Annotated in this window: 12 protein-coding genes; 6 read left to right on the top strand and 6 right to left on the bottom strand. The window is 46.9% G+C overall.

Translation table 11 applies throughout. The features are described from left to right. Positions 1–585: 585 nt before the first annotated feature. The 6 genes from urtA to urtE all read left to right on the top strand — a co-directional run bounded on the left by urtA (position 586) and on the right by urtE (position 7,170). Positions 586–1,905 (top strand): urea ABC transporter substrate-binding protein, encoded by a 1,320-nt coding sequence (gene urtA, locus NDI35_RS21610; protein ID WP_445314525.1) that lies wholly within the window; start codon positions 586–588, stop codon positions 1,903–1,905. Positions 1,906–2,226: 321 nt separating this feature from the next. Continuing rightward, positions 2,227–3,381, top strand: a complete 1,155-nt coding sequence (locus tag NDI35_RS21605) for an ABC transporter permease subunit (RefSeq protein WP_445314524.1) — start codon at positions 2,227–2,229, stop codon at positions 3,379–3,381. Between the two features lie 27 nt (positions 3,382–3,408). Continuing rightward, the gene (gene urtC / locus NDI35_RS21600; protein WP_445314523.1) at positions 3,409–4,551 is read left to right on the top strand and encodes an urea ABC transporter permease subunit UrtC; all 1,143 of its coding nucleotides are present in this window, start codon (positions 3,409–3,411) and stop codon (positions 4,549–4,551) included. 190 nt (positions 4,552–4,741) lie between these two features. After that, complete coding sequence (locus NDI35_RS21595) at positions 4,742–5,464, top strand: TIGR00266 family protein (protein WP_445314522.1); 723 nt, start codon at positions 4,742–4,744, stop codon at positions 5,462–5,464. 140 nt (positions 5,465–5,604) lie between these two features. Beyond that, a complete protein-coding gene (urtD, locus tag NDI35_RS21590; RefSeq protein ID WP_445314521.1) occupies positions 5,605–6,351 on the top strand; it encodes an urea ABC transporter ATP-binding protein UrtD in 747 nt (248 codons plus the stop codon). 120 nt (positions 6,352–6,471) lie between these two features. Further along, complete coding sequence (gene urtE / locus NDI35_RS21585) at positions 6,472–7,170, top strand: urea ABC transporter ATP-binding subunit UrtE (RefSeq protein ID WP_333230271.1); 699 nt, start codon at positions 6,472–6,474, stop codon at positions 7,168–7,170. 319 nt (positions 7,171–7,489) lie between these two features. Here urtE and NDI35_RS21580 read toward each other — a convergent pair whose 3' ends face one another. The 6 genes from NDI35_RS21580 to NDI35_RS21555 form a co-directional block, all read right to left on the bottom strand. Continuing rightward, the gene (locus NDI35_RS21580; protein ID WP_445314520.1) at positions 7,490–8,248 is read right to left on the bottom strand and encodes a pentapeptide repeat-containing protein; all 759 of its coding nucleotides are present in this window, start codon (positions 8,246–8,248) and stop codon (positions 7,490–7,492) included. Positions 8,249–8,314: 66 nt separating this feature from the next. Further along, the gene (locus NDI35_RS21575; protein WP_445314519.1) at positions 8,315–8,791 is read right to left on the bottom strand and encodes a chemotaxis protein CheW; all 477 of its coding nucleotides are present in this window, start codon (positions 8,789–8,791) and stop codon (positions 8,315–8,317) included. Between the two features lie 185 nt (positions 8,792–8,976). Next, positions 8,977–11,799 (bottom strand): hybrid sensor histidine kinase/response regulator, encoded by a 2,823-nt coding sequence (locus tag NDI35_RS21570; RefSeq protein ID WP_445314518.1) that lies wholly within the window; start codon positions 11,797–11,799, stop codon positions 8,977–8,979. Positions 11,800–12,092: 293 nt separating this feature from the next. Beyond that, positions 12,093–17,885, bottom strand: a complete 5,793-nt coding sequence (locus NDI35_RS21565; protein WP_445314517.1) for a methyl-accepting chemotaxis protein — start codon at positions 17,883–17,885, stop codon at positions 12,093–12,095. 90 nt (positions 17,886–17,975) lie between these two features. Then, complete coding sequence (locus tag NDI35_RS21560) at positions 17,976–18,479, bottom strand: chemotaxis protein CheW (RefSeq protein ID WP_445314516.1); 504 nt, start codon at positions 18,477–18,479, stop codon at positions 17,976–17,978. 257 nt (positions 18,480–18,736) lie between these two features. Further along, complete coding sequence (locus tag NDI35_RS21555; RefSeq protein ID WP_445314515.1) at positions 18,737–19,102, bottom strand: response regulator transcription factor; 366 nt, start codon at positions 19,100–19,102, stop codon at positions 18,737–18,739. Between the last annotated feature and the right edge of the window lie 453 nt (positions 19,103–19,555).

The following is a 19,555-nucleotide window of genomic DNA, read 5'->3' as shown; positions in this document are numbered from 1 at the left end:
TTTCCTGCAATGGCTTTGAAGGGAGCGATCGCCTCAACGGAACTCGATCGAGTACAATCTCCTATTACCAGCACGCATGAAAAGGAGTTTGATTGTCTAATCAACATTTTAAGCTGTTTTTTCAAACAATCAAGCTTAATTTGTTAGACGCTGCCGTAATTTTTGCAAGTCTCGTTTTTTAAGAAGCGACACAGAAGTTGTCCAAAGTTTAAATAGCGACAACGAGCCTGTTCAAGTGAGTGCTGTAATTTCGGTGTGAGAAAAGCTGCTCTAATCCTTAGATAGCAAGGACTTCAGCTCATCGTAGTCAGACGGCATTAATTTGTTAAAGCCACAAATAAGTTGTTATTCGACAATCAGGGTGATTTACACAAGTCCGATCGTACTCAAAGCGCAGTGCGATCGCCACCATTTTGAGAGGCTGTACTGTAAATTGTTGAAAATTCTCCTTAAACTTTAATTTACTTAATAATAAATTTTGTATCCAAAAATACAACTATCTTATTAAGAGAGTCTTAATATCAAGTCGCTATGTGTTATTATTCTCAATCATCTGACTCATCTATTCAAGAGTAACAAGAAAAAATGACAAAGCGATTCAATCGGCGGAAATTTATTTTATACAGTTCTGCTACCCTAACATCAAGTTTATTTCTCAAAGCTTGTAGAACTCCAACTCCAACAGCAACTCCCGCCGCTTCTCCCACATCAACAGGAACTACACCAGCAGCAGCCGGGGGCGGAAACACGATCAAAGTAGGAATTTTGCATTCCTTGAGCGGCACGATGTCAATCAGTGAAAAAAGCGTTGTCGATGCCGAACAATTAGCGATCGAAGAAATTAATAAAGCTGGGGGTGTCCTCGGAAAACAAATCGAAGCAGTAATAGAAGATGGCAACTCAGACTGGCCGACTTTTGCCGAAAAAGCCAAAAAATTGATCGACCAAGATAAAGTTGTCGCCGTCTTCGGCTGTTGGACATCCGCCAGCCGCAAAGCAGTATTGCCAGTATTTGAAGAAAAAAATCATATGCTCTGGTATCCCGTACAATACGAGGGTCAAGAGTGTTCCAAGAATATCTTTTATACTGGGGCTGCCCCGAACCAACAAATCGAACCAGCAGTGGACTGGCTGCTAGAAAATAAAGGGAAAAAATTCTTCTTAGTCGGGTCTGACTACGTTTTCCCCCGCACGGCAAATACCATTATCAAGGCACAGCTAGCAGCCAAAGGCGGCGAATTAGTTGGGGAAGATTACATTCCTTTGGGCGGGACAGAAGTCACGCCAATTATTACTAAAATTAAGGCAGCTTTGCCAGACGGTGGCGTCATTTTCAATTCTCTCAACGGCGACAGCAACGTAGCATTTTTCAAACAGTTGCAGGGTGCAGGTTTGGGGCCGGACAAATATCCGTCAATGTCTGTCAGTATTGCCGAAGAAGAAGTAAAGGCGATCGGCGTAGAATATCTTAAAGGTCATTACGCCGCCTGGAATTACTTCATGACTGTGGAATCTCCTGCTAATACAAAATTTGTGCAAGCTTTCAAAGCAAAATACGGCAACGATAGAGTGACTAACGACCCGATGGAAGCAGCTTACATCATGGTTTACCTGTGGAAGCAAGCCGTCGAAAAAGCTGGGACAGCCGACGATTTGGAAAAAGTGCGGGCAGCAGCTTTGGGTCAAACTTTTGACGCGCCAGGGGGCACAGTAACGATGGATGTTAACCATCACCTTTCTAAATTTGTGCGGTTGGGCGAAGTGAGAGAAGACGGTTTGTTTAACATCGCTTTTGCTACACCAGCAGCAGTGAAACCCGTGCCTTGGAATCAATTTGTCGCTGAAACAAAAGGCTTTTCTTGCGATTGGTCAGACCCCGCAAAAGGTGGCAAATTCCAAGCTTGATAAGTAGGTAATACCAATTTTGTTAACGTTGGCAGCGTATCTTCGATTGCCCCTAGGGCGTGTCTTTAAACCCGGAGATCCCCCCCGGCCCCCCTTAATAAGGGGGGAGTAAGAGCATTCTTTCGTCAATCCTTACTCCCTTAATCAGGGGGAACTGGACTCTTCAAAGTCCCCCTTATTAAGGGGGATTTAGGGGGATCGAGACTCGGCTACAAGCGAAATATACAGAGGGTTTTAGTTCTAAGTTGACACCAAGGGGGTAATATCCGCCCCGAATTATCGGCGAACAAAGTTAACCCACTTGATGCAGGAGTAACAAAAGTGGCGATATTAGATGGTTTATTTAACGGCATTAGCATCGGCGCAGTTTTACTAATTGCAGCCCTGGGACTAGCGATTATTTTCGGGCTGATGGGCGTGATTAATATGGCTCATGGTGAGTTGATGATGCTGGGGGCTTATACAACTTTCGTGGTGCAAAATGTCTTCAAAGGTATGGGAGGGTTTGCTTTTGAAACCTATATTTTATTTGCGATTCCCTTAGCTTTTTTAGTAGCTGCATTGGTAGGATTAATTCTCGAACGCGGAGTGATTCGCTATCTTTACGGGCGGCCGCTAGAAACTTTGCTAGCAACTTGGGGCGTAAGTTTAATTTTGCAGCAGTTTGTCCGCAGCGTCAGTTGGGTGCTGGTAATTGGGATTGCGGTGTTTTGTTTGCTGTTTTTTGGCGGTTTGCGGGTGCTGAAATCTCGCAGGGATTTCGATCGCATTCGCAGCAAAATTATCGCCCTAATTTTGCCTTTATCTTTGGGTATTTCCTGGGCGGTGAGCGCCTTTTTAGGGCAAACTTACAAACTGGCCGTAACTCAACCTTGGTTTGGTGCTCAAAATGTGGACGTAACTGCACCGAAATGGTTGCGGGGCGGGATACCGCTGGGCAATTTTCAGTTGCCCTACGCCCGAATTTTTATTATTTTCTTGACCGGAATTTGTTTGGCGGGAATTTACCTATTTTTGCAAAAGTCTGTGTGGGGATTGCGGATTAGATCCGTGACCCAAAATCGCAGCATGAGTGCGTGTTTGGGAATTCCTACCGAACAAGTAGACGCGCTGACTTTTGCTTTGGGTTCGGGGTTGGCAGGTGTCGCTGGGTGCGCGATTAGTTTGATCGGTTCGGTAGGGTCAAATACCGGACAAAATTATATAGTCGATACGTTTATGGTGGTGGTTGTGGGCGGTGTCGGCAAGATTGTGGGGAGTGTAGTTGCTGCGATCGCGATCGGCACTGCAAATTACCTGATCGGTTCGGGAACCTTAGCATTAATGTTCGCTCCTATCAAGCCTTTAGCCGACTTCTTCACATTTTTCGCCACAACCAGCATGGCAAAAGTAATGGTATTCGCCTTAATTATGGCTTTTCTGCAAGTGAAGCCGGGAGGGATTTTCCCGCAAAAAGGGCGGACGGTAGAAAATTAAAAATTACAACTGCGAGTGTAGCGAAAAATGCAGAAAACACATCAAAAACCCTGGCTAAAAGAAGCGGCAATTGTCAGCGCGATCGCCCTTACATTCATATTACTCATCCCAGGAATACTCCCCGACGTTCGGCTCAATCAATTGGGGCGATTTTTAGCACTAGCAATTGCAGCCCTCGGCATAGACTTGATTTGGGGATACACCGGTTTACTTAGTTTAGGGCATGGGGTGTTTTTTGCGATCGGCGGCTACGCCTTCGCCATGCACCTAAAACTGCAAATTCCCCCAACCGCCAGCAGTCAATTGCCAGAATTTATGAACCTCTACGGCGTTACCGAACTCCCCTGGTTTTGGCAACCATTTTATTCATTTCCCTTCTCAGCATTAGCAGTAGTTCTCATCCCCGCCCTCTTGGGTGCACTTTTAGGTTATTTAGTATTCCGCAATCGAATTCGAGGCGTTTACTTTTCAATTCTTACCCAAGCAGCAACCATTGTATTTTTCAACTTCTTTAACGGTCAGCAAAAACTGATTAACGGCACTAATGGACTCACCGACTTTAAAACCCTGTTCGGAGCCACAGTCAATGACCGAGATACTCAATATATTTTCTACATTCTCACCATACTATTTCTAGCAGCAACTTACGCCCTCTGCCGATGGCTGACCAGCGGGCGTTTCGGCCGCCTGCTAGTAGCCATTCGCGACGACGAAGTGCGCCTGCGTTTCTCAGGTTACAATCCCACAGGCTACAAAGTTTTAGTCTTTGCAATTTCCGCCGGTTTAGCCGGGATTGCAGGCGCATTATTTACCGTACAAACCGGAATTATTTCGCCAAAAGCAATGGATATTGCCTTTTCAATTGAAATGGTAATCTGGGTCGCAGTGGGAGGTCGCGCCACATTATCTGGAGCAATATTAGGAGCGCTGCTAGTCAACTTTGGCAAGAGTTTCTTGAGCGAGCAATTTCCCGAAGTGTGGCTATTTTTCCAAGGTGCGCTATTCTTAATAGTAGTAACAGTCCTGCCCGACGGCATAGTCGGATGGCTGCAAGATCAAAGTTTCGACCAAATCCGCAGCTTGTTCAGAAAACCGAAGTACGTATCTACTTACCCCAGCCTGGAACAAGACCCCCAAGTGCAGCTCGAAAAAGAAGAACTTGAACATTGAGTGCAAAAATATCGTGTAATTTAGAAGGATGCTGACATAAATAAATGTCACCTACAACAGACAAACAAAGCAATCGCAATCGACTTGGCAAACGCTGCATTTATCTCGGTCTGAGGAGACGCAATATATATGTCCACCTACTTAGATATCCGTAGCAAGTAGCTTCGTTCTTTAACTTGAGGGGCAACATATGGCAGATATTATTGACTACAAAATCTACGGCGACGATTTGCAACTCATCGAGATTGAACTCGACCCCAGAGAAGGCGTCAGGGCTGAAGCTGGAACCATGACATACATGGAAGGCGACATCCAAATGCAAACATCCACAGGCGGGGGCTTATTTCAAGGTTTCAAACGGATGCTCACAGGAGCGGGTTTTTTCATTACCACCTTTGTCAACGCCGGAAATCGTAAGGCCCGCGTCGCTTTTGCCGCCCCCTATCCGGGTAAAGTAATTCCCCTAGATTTAGGCCAACTTGGCGGTAAGTTTTTGTGTCAAAAAGACTCATTTCTCTGTGCGGCCAACGGCATTGAAATTGAGGTAGCTTTCACCAAGCGGCTGGGTGCAGGTTTCTTTGGCGGAGAAGGCTTTATTCTGCAAAAGTTGCAGGGTGACGGGCTAGCTTTTGTTCATGCGGGAGGAACAATAGTTGAGAAAAATTTGGGAGTTGGCGAAGTGTTGCGAGCGGACACTGGTTGTTTGGTAGCTTTTGCGCCGACTGTAGATTACGATATTCAGTTTGTGGGCGGCTTTAAAAATGCTCTATTTGGCGGCGAAGGCTTGTTTTTAGTCAAGCTAACCGGGCCTGGAAAAGTGTATTTGCAAAGTCTGCCGCTATCGAAGTTAGCTGAGCGAATTATGGCTGCAGCTCCATCTCCAGTGTCGAGCAGTTCTAGCAGTTTTACTTGAGAGTAAACTGCCAGCAAAAAGTAGTAAGTATGGTGTCAGGGAAGGAGAGAAAGTCTCCTTAATAAGGGAGGATATTTGCCTTCCGCACCTACAAAAGGTATGGGTTGTTGTCCCTTAGTGTAGTGAGTTAATTGCTAATTATGAATGTAAAAGTATTAGAAATAGAAAACTTGACTGTTAGTTTTGATGGTTTTAAAGCCATAAACGGTTTAAATTTTAGTATGGATGCGGGCGAACTGCGAGTTATTATTGGCCCCAATGGTGCGGGGAAAACAACTTTTCTCGATTCAATTACCGGGAAGGTGCAGCCGACAGAGGGCAGGGTGTTATTTAAGGGACAAAATTTACGCAAGTTGTCGGAAGATAGGATTTCGCGCTTGGGAATTGGTCGAAAGTTTCAGACGCCACGAGTTTACTTGAATTTAACGCCACGCGAAAATTTGGAATTGTCTTGCAGCCGCCATAAAAATGTTTTTTCGACTTTGTTCCAGCCTGCTTCGGCTGCTGAAAAACGCACGGTTGCGGGTTTGTTAGAAACAATTGGTTTAGTTGCTAAGGCTGATATTTCGGCGGGTTTGCTTTCTCACGGGGAAAAGCAATGGTTGGAAATTGGAATGTTGGTGGCTCAATCTCCTGATTTGTTGTTGGTAGATGAACCTGTGGCGGGTTTGACGGATGAGGAAACGATGTTAACTGGTGAGTTGCTGATTTCGTTGGCCGAAAGTCATTCGGTGTTGGTAATTGAACACGATATGGAGTTTGTGCGGCAAATTGCGCGGCAGGTGACGGTGTTGCATCAGGGTTCGGTTTTGTGTGAGGGGACTATGGATGAGGTGCAAAATGACGATCGGGTAATTGAGGTATATTTGGGAAAACCGGAAGAGTAAGAGGAAGGAAGAAGGAAGACGGAAGACGGAAGAAGGAAGAAGGAAGACGGAAGACGGAAGGCGGAAGAAGTTATTTGTTAGTTGCTACTAATTTCCCGGTCCAATTACCAATTAAAAACTATGCTACAAGTTTCTAATTTGAATGTTTATTACGGCGAAAGTCACATTTTGCGCGATGTCGATTTAAGCGTCATGGCGGGGCAAATGGTTTGCTTAATCGGCCGCAATGGTGTTGGCAAAACTACTATGCTAAAAACGATTATGGGGTTGCTGCAACCACGCAGTGGCACTATTGCTTTTGGAGGAGAATCGATTGTTTCTAAGTTGACTCACCAGCGGGCTAGATTAGGAATTGGTTATGTGCCTCAAGGGCGTGAAATTATTCCACGTTTGACGGTTAAAGAAAATTTATTGTTAGGTTTGGAAGCGAAACCAACCAAAATCAAAAATCCTGAAGTTCCTGATGAAATTTTTGATTTATTTCCTGTTTTGAAAACTATGCTCGATCGCCTCGGAGGTGATTTGAGCGGGGGACAGCAGCAGCAGTTAGCTATTGCTAGGGCTTTGATGGGTGAGCCGCAGTTGCTGGTTTTGGATGAACCTACGGAGGGGATTCAGCCGTCGATTATTTTAGATATTGAAGCTGCGGTGCGCCGTGTGGTTGCGACTAGGGGAATTTCTGTTTTGTTGGTGGAGCAACATTTGCATTTTGTGCGGCAAGCTGACTGGTATTATGCTATGCAAAAAGGCGGGATTGTGGCTTCTGGAAGCACTAGCGAGTTAAGTGATGAGGTGATTCAGAGGTTTTTGGCTGTTTGATTCAGAAGGAAGAGGGAAGAAGGAAGAGGGAAGAAGGAAGAGGGAAGAGGGAAGAGGGAAGAGGGAAACGAGGAAACGAGGAAACGAGGCAGAGTCTCTAGATATTTATTCCCAGGCACAGCCTGGGAACAAGGAATCAAAAAACTTGTAGTCAGTCCCCGTAGGCGGACAAAAGTTTGACAATAAGCGATTTCAATCGCCCAGGAAACGAGGCATTTTCCTTCTTCCTTCTTCCTTCTTCCGACGGACATCGGACTGACATCCGTTACATCCGTTACATCCGTCGAGCGAATCCGTTGCCGAACTTCCTTCTGCTATATTATTGATTTTTCCTGCCGTCTGGCATTGTGGTGCCGGCCATGCTTGCTCGATCGATAGTAGCGCCATCTATATTAGCATTGCGGAGGTTGGCATCGGAAAGATTGGCATCTCTCAAGTCGGAAAATCGCAGGTCTGCACCGTCTAGATTTGTCTTTGTCAAGTTAGCTTTTCTGAGGTTAGCGTTGCTGATTCTCGCTCCTACTAATTCGGCTCCGCTTAAGTTTGTGCGAGCTAGATTGGTGTTGACAAAATCTGAGATCTCGAAGCGACTACCGCTGAGGTTGGCATCTGATAAATCTGATCCTGTAAGGATGGGATTTTTTAAGTTAAGGTTAACTAATTTTACGGCTCGGAGGTCGCAGCGGGAGCAGCTTTGAGTTAGCAGCAGCATTTCGACGTTGGCGTTGATTTGGTCGATTTGTTGCTGGGAGAAATTTTCGGCAAATTCTGGGGAGACGTAGCCGAGGTTTTTGGGGTCGGCTGGTTTTGGTTGGGGTGTTTGTATTGGGGGTGTTTGGATTTGTTGGGGTGTTTGGATTTGTTGGGGTGTTTGTGGTTGGGGTGTTGGGATGGGTTGGGGTGTTGGGATTGTTTGGGGTGTTGGGATGGGTTGGGGTGTTGGGAGGGGTTGGGGTGTTTGGATGGGTTGGGGTGTTTCTATTTGCCCGATCGCACTTAGTTGCAGCCCCACCTTCGGCAGTTCGAGAGTTGCTGCAAAAATTAGTAGGGCGATCGACATTATTGTGAGTTTTTTCATAAATCTATAACTTTTTGTTTGCAAAAATACCATTTATATGGTATAATACCTCGAAAAGTCAACCCCCTACATTTCGCTAAATAGATCAAAATTCAGATAAAAAACTTCAGAACCATCAGGTGCGCGAATTAACTTTTCTATTACCGGAGGCAGTTGCTGTTGACGGTACAATTCGGGAATCTCGCAGAAGCTTTCTTCGGTAATTTCCAAAATTTTTGGCATATCAGGAAGAGGAATCCCCAACCTATCGCTTTTATTTAAGGTACAAATAATCAGGTATTTGCACTCAGCAATGCTCGGACTGCTGGGAAATATTTTGGATAAATTAATTATGGTAATCAGTTCTTCTTGATGCCTCAGTAAACTATTACCGTTAGGTAAAATGCCGTAGGTCTTAAAGTTTTTAACAATGCGCTCCACTCGTTCAATAGGAACAGCATAGTAAATATTTCCTAGTTCAAAGGAAACAAATTTATGAGGAGCAATTCTAACAGTGGCTTGTTTTTTGCTCCGAAATCGGCGATTGTAATTGGCGTGAGTCATGCGATTTTAGATTTTAGATTTTAGATTGAAGATTATTGGATTTTAGGTTTTAGATTGAAAATTATTGGATTTTAGTAGGTGAGTCGGCTGCGTAGCTTCCCACTATTATTCGCGCGTTCAATTACTTTTGGCCTAAGTTTTGTTTGAAATTAGGGATTATTTGATGGCAAATTTGAGAGTGTGGATTAAATTATTGATTGGTGGATTAATTTGGGGATAGCTTGTAAAAGTTGGGCTTCGCTGTAAGGTTTGGTGAAGTATTGATTTGCACCTAATTCCATTGCCATTTGCCGATGTTTTTCCCCGCTACGGGATGTCAGCATGGCTACGGGAATCTTAGCAAAGCGTTCGGTCGATCTGATCGATCGCAACAATTCAAATCCATCCATCCGAGGCATTTCAATATCCACGATCGCCAAACTGCAATCAAGACCATTTTGCAACTTTTCCAGGGCATCCACGCCGTCTTTAGCCTGTACCACCCGGTAGCGAGCACGAGTCAGCGTCAGAGACAGCAACTGGCGAATTGTATAGGAATCATCCACTATTAAAATCTGCGGTGACTGACTCGAACTCGGCGGTATCTCCTGCACTTTACCGGACACAGCGGCGATCGAACTATTTACCACAGGTTGGCGCACCAAATCATCCACATCCAGAATATTCACCACGCGCCCGTCCCCCAAAATCGTAGTCCCCAAAACGCCGCGAGGCTTGGATAGAGGCGGTGGCAAAGGTTTAACCACAATTTCCTGCTGACCGATCAGCCGTTCCACGGCCACCGCCAGCATTCCTTCGGTAGAAGCTAAAACCAGGACAGGAATTTCCTCTTGGGTCAAAGGGTCAGGAGAGGGGGCATCCGGCGGGAGGACGCTGTATTCGAGCAAATCTTGCATCCTCACCAAACGAATAAATTCCTCCCGCCACCACAGCATCGGCTGATTGCCGGCAAGGTGAACTTCCGAGGCTTTAATGTGCAGAATTTCCTCGACTGCATCCAGGGGCACTGCTATTTTATTGTGATCGGTCTTCACCATCAAAGCATCAGTAATCGACAGCAGCAGTGGCAGTTTAATGATAAAACTCGTACCTTTTCCCAGGCGAGAGTCTACCTTCACAGTCCCCCGCACAGTCCGCAAATTTGTTCGCACCACGTCGAGCCCGACTCCCCGCCCCGAAAGGTCGCTGACCCCTTCTGTAGTGCTGAAACCCGGCCAAAACAGAAAATCGTAGAGTTCGGCAATGGAAAATTCTTGAGCTTGTTCCTCCGTAGCCAAACCCTTTGTGACAATTTTACGGCGAATGATTTCCGGGTCAATGCCTTTGCCGTCATCGGCGACAGTAATAATAGTTTGGCCGCCTTGGTGGCGGGCTTCTATTTCTATTTGACCGCTGGCCGGCTTGCCTGTTGCTTGCCGAACTTCGGGCATTTCGATGCCGTGGTCGAAAGCGTTTCTCACTAAGTGTATTAAGGGGTCGCGCAAAGCGTCGAGCAAACTTTCGTCAATTTTGGTATCTCTTCCCAATAGCAGCAGGTTGACCTCTTTATCGTATGTGAGACACATCTCCCGGATCGCTCTGGGCAAGTGATCGACGGCACGACTGAAACTCACGACTCGCAACTGCATGACGCGGCTGCGTAGTTGTTCGGTAATGCGGCGCAGTTGGTCGGTACTGCGCTCGAATTTGATGGCTAAGGTGTCTAATTTGGTGGCGGATTGAGAAATTGCTTGGGCAGTTTCGATCACTTCTGTGGCTGTCGAGTGGAACTCTGTATAACGATCCATCTCTAAGATATCGAAGTGAGCATGGGCCGGAGAGGATTTGCTGTTAGCAATCATTGGGAATTCTGTTTCTGCTGCTGCAACTTTTCCCAATCCAGAGTTCCCGTTTCCCCCTCTCCACTCTGCAAAGCTCAGTCTGTCGTATTCTTCTCGCAACTGACCGCCGAATTGGTTTAAATCTACGATATTGCGGCGGATGCGCTTGACTTCGCCGCGCAGTTCGGATTCTTGAAGTTCTAAATTTGTACGGTTGATGACTAATTCTCCGACTAGATTCACCAATTCAGTTAAGCGTTCTAAGTCTACCCGGATTGTCGGTCTTTGCGGGTTGGGGACTGGGATAGTCGGGGAGGGGGAGATTTCGGGGGGAGTGGGAGAGGGGGAGTGGGAGAGAGTGGGAGAGGGGGAGTCGGGGAGAGGGGGAGTCGGGGAGGGGGAGATTTCGGGGATGTCGATCGCCCTTCCTTCCAATATTTGTTGGCGTGCGGTTTGCAAGTTTTGGGCGATCGCCCAACCCTCGGATTGCAACCGTTGTAGAGTCAAGTCGGGAGAGTCGATCAAAGCGCTCAGGGCTGCGGCGATTTTCCCAAAATCCGGCAATAGCAGCATTCCAGCCAAACCCGAGAGTTGGTAGTAAACCTGGTTGAGGGCGGTGACGCTTTTTGCCAAATCTGCCTCGGAAGCTTGGGAAAGCTCGGTTTCTAGACGATTGAAGAGTGCCGGCACTTGCTGTTCAAAAATCAGTTTTAGGGTGTCGGGGGCGGGCGATTGGCTGGCTGCGGGGACTGGCGGCTGTTCTGACTCGCCGTACTTGGCCTGGAACTGATCGAAAATGTGGGCGATCGCCTCCAAGTTTTCCGTTTGATCCGGAGTTGTGACATCGGAGTGTTGAACTGATTCGATCGTAATCTTTTTGAGAGCATCCACCCCCTCCAGCAAAACACTCACAGTAGTCGGTTCCAGGGCTGACAAGTCTGTGCGATCGCGCAAAATGACAAAACAGTCCTCCAGCGTGTGAGCCGCCGCCGACACGTTTTGAAAGCCCAACATCGAACCCGCACCTTTAATCGAGTGAGCCGCCCGAAACATTTCTTTAACTGCCGCTTGTCGCTCTTTCAAACCCGCAGCTTCCATCGCCAGCAGATTCGCCTCCATTGACTGGAGAAACTCTTCGCATTCTGCGGTAAAAGCATCTATTAATTCGTTTAAATCGTCATCATTCATATTAGTTTGTTGTCTGTTGTCTGTTGACAGTTAACTGTTGTCTGTTGACAGTTAACTGTTGTTTGTTGTCTCTTGGCAGTTTATATATAATATGTGCCGTTATTTAACTGTAATTGTTGTCAGGGTTGGTTCACGATTATCTATAAATTCGCCTTCAGGATATTTGTCAACCCGCCCCGACAACAACGATAGTTATTAGTGATTCGTATAACAGTCAACTGTTAACTGTCAACTGTCAACTGTTAACTGTCAACTGTTAACAGTCAACTGTCAACTGTCAACTGTCAACTGAACTAACTGCGGAAATTCGCCACCGACTTTTGCAATTGGCCCAGAGAACCTGACAACTCGTCCAAAGATGCTTTGACATCCGCACCTTTTTGTGCAGTCGTATTAGCAATCTCGTTGACTTGCTGCATACTGTTAGCAATTCCCTCAGCCGAAACAGTTTGCTTGGCAGATGCGATAGTAATATTCTGCACCAAAGCATTCATTTCTCGACTAACTTCGATGATGGCATTGAGGTGAGTTTTAGCTTCGCTTGCCAGCTTAGTGCCTTCCACTACCTCCAGCGTCCCCGATTCCATTGCCTTCATCACGCGGCTGATTTCTTCTTGAATTGTACCGACAATTTCCGAGATTTCCTCAGTAGCGCCGGCGGATCTTTCTGCTAATTTCCGCACTTCTTCGGCAACAACTGCAAAGCCTAAACCTTGTTCGCCGGCTCGCGCCGCCTCAATAGTAGCATTCAGAGCTAATAAATTAGTTTGCGAAGCAAGTTGAGAAATCGAAGTCACAATTTTGCCAATTTGCTGCGAAGATTCGCCCAACCGCTTCATCATTTTCGAGGTAGAGGCGATCGTCAACCGGAGCCCGTTAATGCCTTCGACAGCTCGATCGACCGCCATACCGCCGACTTCAGCCGTTTGAGAAGACTGCTGAGCCACTGTTTCCGCCCGCACCGAAACATCTCGCACGTCGCGGATCGAATTCACAATCCGCTCGATTTCGCGCATGATGGCAGATATTTTTGCTGCTTGAATTTCTGCCTGTTGGGTGAGTTGACTGGTATTGTTAATTGACTCGTCGGTGGCACACGTTACCTGTTCGGCTAAAGTTTGAATTCCCGTTACCACTTTCCGCAGAGAACCGATTAAGAAGTTGAAAGAGTCGGCGACAGCACCTAAAACGTCGTTAGTCACTTCCGCCCTGACTGTCAAGTCACCTTGAGCCGCGCCTTTAATTTCTCCCAACAATTTAAGGACTTGCTGCGTCAGAGAATCAGCTTCAGCTTTGCGTTCTGCTGCCAATTTTTCTAGTCGTTCTTCTGCTTCTTTGCGCTCGGTGATGTCAAAGCGAATGGCGATATATTTAACTATTGTGCCGGTGGTATCAAAAATGGGAGAGATTGTCGAATCTACCCAATAAAACGAGCCATCTTTGCGCCGGTTTTTGACTTCCCCTTTCCACACCAAACCGCGAGAAATTGTCACCCACATTTCTTCAAAAAATGATTTGGGATGGTAGCCGGAATTGACGAGGCGGTGGTTGCGGTGCAGAAGTTCTCCTATGCTGTAACCGGAGATTTCAATGAATCCGTCGTTAACGTAGGTAATCACGCCTTGGAGATCGGTTTCGCTGACGATCGCCGATTCGTCTAGGGCATTCTGCCGAGTTTTGAGTTCTTGCAGCAAGCGTTCCTGTGCCTCAGCCAACTGCTGCATTTGCTGCTGGGATGCTCTTTCCTGGGTGACGTTGCGGCAAACCACTACGCCGCCTTTGAGTGCCCCCGTTTCGTCTTTGAGCGGCCGGCCGTTAATTTTCACCCACAGGCCTTCTGGTTTCCCTCGGTGGCGGGTGAAAAGCTCTACTTCGTCAGAGGCTTCTCCTCGAACCGCGCGCGATAAAGGTATGTCCGCTGGGGGATAGGGAGTTACGGTATCGGGCAAGAATAAACCGTATCTTGCCGACCATTCGTCGGGAAGAGTATCTGTCGCACCCATGCCAAAAATATCTTCGGCGGCGGGGTTGAACAAAACAAAATTGCCTTTTTCGTCGGCAGCAATTATGCCGTCGCCAATGCTGTCTATTAGCAGTTGCAACAGATTGCTTTGCTGCCGAAATTGGTCTTCGGAACTGGCTAATTGGGCTGTTGTTTTTTCCAGTTGCACCATCGCCTGTTTGCTTTCGGTAACATCGCGAGCCACTGCATACATGAGCTTTTGTTCGGTTTCAGGTCGCACTTTCCACGACAGCCACCTGTAGGAACCGTCTTTGCAGCGGTAGCGATTTTCAAAGAACTTTATTTCGCTGCCCTCGTTTACTCTTTTTGCTACGGCTATGCTTGCTTCGCGATCGTCTGGATGGAGGAAGTTGAGAAAATGTTGGTCTTCCACTTCTTCTAGGGTGTAGCCGAGGGTTGTTACCCAAGCCGGATTGAGCCGCTTGAATCTGCCTTCAAAATCTAAAATACAAACTAAGTCTAGGGAAAGGGTAAAAAATCGATCGCGCTCTACTTCTGCTTTTTTGCGATCGGTAATTTCGATCACCACACCCCCGACACCGATGGGTTTGCCGTCAGCTCCCGGCAAAGGAAAGTATGATGCTAGCCAATCTCGCACGACGCCCGGTTGGTTTAAGGTTGAGCCAGACACCTCAACGTTTAACAACGGTTGGTTGGTGACAAGAACTTGCTGCAACATCGGCTCTAGGGTATCGAGCATTTCGGGTACCACTTCCCTCACCGTCTTGCCGAGGTGTTCGGCAACTGAGGGGCCGGTGGTTTCGGCTAATTTTTCGTTGACTTGCACGAAGCGCAACTGCTCGTCAAAAATAAACATTGAGGCCGGGGCGGCTTTGAAAAATGCGTCAAAGCGGGTTTGACGCACAACTAATTCTCGTTCTAGGGCTTTGCGATCGCTGATGTCGCGGCCTTCTGGAATTAGCATCAAGACTTTACCGCTCTCGTCTGTAATGGGTTTGATGGAGAAGTCAACGGTCGCCACTGCACCGTTGGCAACTAGCACATCCACTTCGTAACGGACTACCTCGCCGGCTGCGGCTGCGGCGATCGCTTCTCGTATCTGTTGCTTGGTTTCTGGGGAAATCTGCCACCACAGGGTTTCGGAAAACGGAGTGCCTATTATTTCTTCGATCCGCAAACCTGCGGCGGCGAGGGCTGTTTGGTTGGCTTCCAAAACGGTGCCGTCCGGTTTGAGCAGACCTATGAATTGGAACGATTGGTCGAAAATGGCTCGGAATAGTCTTTCGCGCTCGCGCAGCATCTCTTCTGCGCGTTTGCGATCGCTGATGTCGCGAGTAACTGTTGCGAACCCCATAGGCTCGCCGGTTTCTGGGTTTTTGACTGTAAATAGGGTAAAGTCAACCGGAAAGTCTTGGCCGGTTTGAAAGTTCCTCAAGCGGAATTCACCCTGCCAAAAACCGTCTAGCATAGTAGCAGCCACGATTTTTTCTTTGAAGATTTTAGCATCTTCTGCTGAGAAGAATTCATATATAGTTTTGCTTTTTACTTCTTCAAGATTTTGCAATCCTGCTAGTTTAATACCCGCCGCATTCAGGTATGTTGCCTCTCCCTCAAGGGTGGCTGTACCGATAAAATCAGAGCTGTTTTCTACGATCGAAATCAATCTTTGCTTTTCGATTTCGGCTTGCTTGCGCTCTGTGATGTCGTTGTTAGTTTCTAAAATTGCTTTGGGTTTTCCCTGTTCGTCTCGCTGCAAATTCCAGCGGCTGAATACGGTGATTTTAGTGCCATAATTGGTGGTGTGAATTATTTCTCCTTCCCAATAATCCTGCTCTTCTAACTGTGCCACTATAGATGCTAAAGGCTGGGGAAAAATGCTGTGCAATAGAATATGGGTGAGTTTCCCCAAGGCTTCTTTTTTTGTCCAGCCGTACATCCGTTCGGCTCCCTGATTCCAATAATTAATCGTGCCGTCCATATCCCGAACGATCAAGGCGTCGCTTGCCAGGTCAAGCATTTGCAAGTTCTGCTGCAAGGCTTCTTCTGTGCGCTTGCTTTCTGTAATGTTGCGGGCGATCGTTGACAGAAATTCAATTTCTCCCTTCTCGGATTTGTGAGCAATAATTACTTGAGAAACTGGTATTTCTTGGCCGTCTAAAGTTCGCCACGTTGCCTCGCCGCTCCAGGTCCCCTCCCGGCAAGCTGCGGGGATACCGACGTTGATAAGAGTGTCGATACTTTTGGGCGATGTCAGGTCGGAAATGCTGAATCCGGCTAAATCTGCGTTTTCGCCAACTCTCAACATTTCTCTGGCTGCGCGGTTGAGATAAATGGTGCGCTGTTGGGAGTCGGCGATGCCTACCCAGTCTGTTGTGGTTTCTAAAATTGCTTTGAACCGCAATAGTTCTTGTTCGGATTTGCGGCGCTGTGTGATGTCGCGCGCCAAGCCGAGCATTCCTAAAATGTTGCCTTCTGCGTCTGTGAGGGGCAATTTCAGGGTGTCGAAGCTGTGTACTTTGCCGTCGGCTAAGGTGGCTGAGCCGTTGGAGTTCGGGGCGAGATGGTTGTCTGCCCGGAAGTCTTGAATTTGGTTCTGGGAATCGGTTTGGGCCTGGAAGCTGCCAAAGATTCGATCGACCGATATGCCGATTTCTGCGTCGTCTTTGCCGATAATTTCTGCTTGAGTTTTGCCGAAGGCGGTGGCGAAACTTGCATTGACTAGGGTATAGCGCGAGTTTCTATCTTTGACGAAGATGCAGTCTGGGGTAGCGTCAATGACTGTCCGCAGCAAGTTTTGGGAGCTTTCTACTTCAGCGAGCGTCTGCCGCATTTGTTCTTCCATTTGCACGCGCTTGGTGATATCTCTCATCGCGGAAACGAGAAATTTCCTGCCGTCGGTATCTACAAATGTAGATTTTTTGGCGGAGAGAAAGCGGGTGTTTCCTGCTAAGTCTGTGAGGGTTTTTTGGATTTCGCTGCTGGTATTTGTCAATAAAACTAATTCGTCTTTTTCTCGATATCTCTGTGCTTCCTCTTTGGGCAAAAACTGGTCGTAGGATTTGCCAATTAGTTCTTCTCTGCTGTGACCTATGTATTGACAAAAGGCATCATTTAATATAATCCAGCGGTGCTGTTGGTCTTTGACATAAATCGGGTCGGGGATGCTGTTGAGGATGTTGTTTAAGAATAGTTCTGAGGTTTTTAATTGCTCTTGGGCTGCGGTGCGATCGAGAATTTCCTGTTCCAATTGTGCGTTAGTTTGCAGGATCTGCTCGGTTCTTTCATTCACTCGCTGCTCTAGTTCTGCGCTTAGCTTCTGCAATGCGGCTTCTGCCTGTTTGCGCTTGGTAATCTCCCGGCCTTCTGCGAGGATTTGAAATACTTCTCCTGTTGCATTTAACAGCGGCTTAAACGACAAGTCAATTACTGTTATCTGGTTGTTAGCCCCGGTGATTTCGTATTCTTCCCGGACAAAATTTCCGGCAGAAACTTGTTGAATGTTCGTTTTTAGGCGCTGCTGGTTGGTTGGGGATGATGCCCACCCTGGTGTCAGCCAAAATTTCAGCCCCTGCACTTCTGATGCTGGGAAATCGCCCAATTTTAGCGCTGTCTGATTGGCTTCGATCAGAGTACCGTCTGCCTCCAATAATGCGATCGCTTGAAAAGCTTGGTCGAAGATTGCGTGAAATCGCTGGGTTGTTTCGCTCAGCGCTTGTTCTGTTTGTTTTTTAGCGTTAAGGATGCGGGTGGAACCTACTAAGAAGCCGTAGCGGTTGGACAAACTCAAAAAAGCGATCGCCGCAATTACAGTGATCCAATCGAACACAGTTTGCACTAACGCAGAGTGCGGCAGTCCTAGGTATTCGGCAGCGTGGCCGCTGTGGCCGAAAGCGCAGGTCCAAAATATGCCTGCTGTGACTGTGGCGAAGATGTCGAACCCGAATTGACGGTTTCGCCACATAGCTAAGCTGATTAGCCAAGCGATGGCAAAGTAACATCCAGAAATGATGACATTAGCAGCCCCAGCTAGCAGCGATGGGGAGAAGTCAGGCAACGTCAGGGTTAAAGTCGTTGCGATCCAGGTATAGAGAATTTCGATCATAAAATTAAGGATGGGCAAATCGGATGCGGGCGATCGTTAGTTAAATGTATTGATGCAAAGCAGTTGCAGACTTACGTTTATGGTGAAGTTTTACCAGCGTTCGGAATGGGCGATCGCTTCTACATCGACAATCATTAGCAAGCGTCCTTCGGAATTGTACAGACCTTTTAAGAATGGAGCTAGGTCGGGACTCACATCTAGTGCTGAGACAATGCGATCGGGATTGAGAGGTAAAACTCCTTCGACGCGGGAAACGGCTAATCCCAGGCTGATTCTCGACAACAATCTCACGTCTCGTGGATCGGGGGCTTCTACAACTAAGATGCGGCTGTTTGGGTGGTGGATGTCAACCGACTCAATACCGACGAACTGTCCGAAGTCTGCTGCTGCTAAGATTTCACCCCGCAAGTTGGTTAATCCCAGCAAAAATGGCAGGGTGTTGGGAACCAGGGAAATCGGTTGTTCCTTGAGGGAAAGGACTTCCCGCACTGCCTCTAAGTCTATGGCGAACAGACTGCCTCCTTGACCGAACAGGAGAAATTGCTTTGTTCCACTTGTTTGATTCCCCCCAGCGGGGGAAGCAGTTATTTTCATGGCTTATTTTTAGTTTATAGTGTAGCTTACAAATTAGAATTTTGCTTTGACCCTAAAGTCGATCGCCGATCGAGTTTTTCAGAATAACTTTGGGTGTCTCAAATGTTTCCGTTAAATAAATCGCCGGTTGGCCAATAAGCAGGTTTTTATCATTAAATATAAACTTTTATGGAATTCAAAAACCCAGTTTATTAGAAAAAAACGGGGTTTGTCGGTATAATATTTTTGGGAAAGCTGCCGAGCACTTTATATTCGGATTAGGCGGAAAGCAGACGCTGCACTATGTGGACGAGTTGCTGAGGTTCAAAGGGTTTGCTAACGTAAGCGTCGGCGCCTAAATCAGTTCCCCAAGCTTTATCAATCTCGGTGTTTTTATGAGTACAAAATACTACGGGCAATTTGGCAGTTGCGCGATCGCCCCGCAATTCTCTGATCACTTCAAACCCGTTCATTCGTGGCATCACTACATCTAAAACGACCAAAGCCGGACGGGTTGTGCGGATCATGGCGATCGCTTCTTCGCCGTCGCCTGCCCGGATCACATCCATTCCGGCATCTTGAAGAATGCGGCAAATGATTTCTAGTTCGCTCTTAACGTCGTCCACGACTAAAATTTTTGACATATTCCACACTTCCTTGCTGTTATTGACAGCGGACTACGTTTATTCAGAAGCTGGCGCGACCGGCGGCGATGAGACTAGACCGCTTTGCGGACAAATTAATGTACTTCCAAATACAATATAGCCGATCGTATGGCTGAAGGTTGGCGGTCAGCGATAAAAAGAATAAAAATTTACTTTGCTAACGGAATCACTTTGAATAAATTAATCGGCAATTAGTAATGGATCGTTGGTAATTTGCAGTGGGGAAACCCACAGGTCTTAGTAGAAGGATCGATCGGAAGACCAAAGCCGGATTTTCTATGATATTGTTTTAGCTTTATTCCCACTCACCTAGTTTAGAGCATTGCTTAAATAAGGCAGTCTAATTTTTTTTATTAGCGCCATTAACAGCAACTTAAAAGTAGTTATACCTATGTCATTACTGGTGGTAAAATATTTTTTTAGTTAAAATAC

Source organism: Microcoleus vaginatus FACHB-2002 (assembly GCF_040004035.1).
GTDB lineage: Bacteria > Cyanobacteriota > Cyanobacteriia > Cyanobacteriales > Microcoleaceae > Microcoleus > Microcoleus vaginatus_C.
Note: the sequence above shows the minus strand (reverse complement) of the source record. Positions and strands in the feature narration are given on the sequence as shown.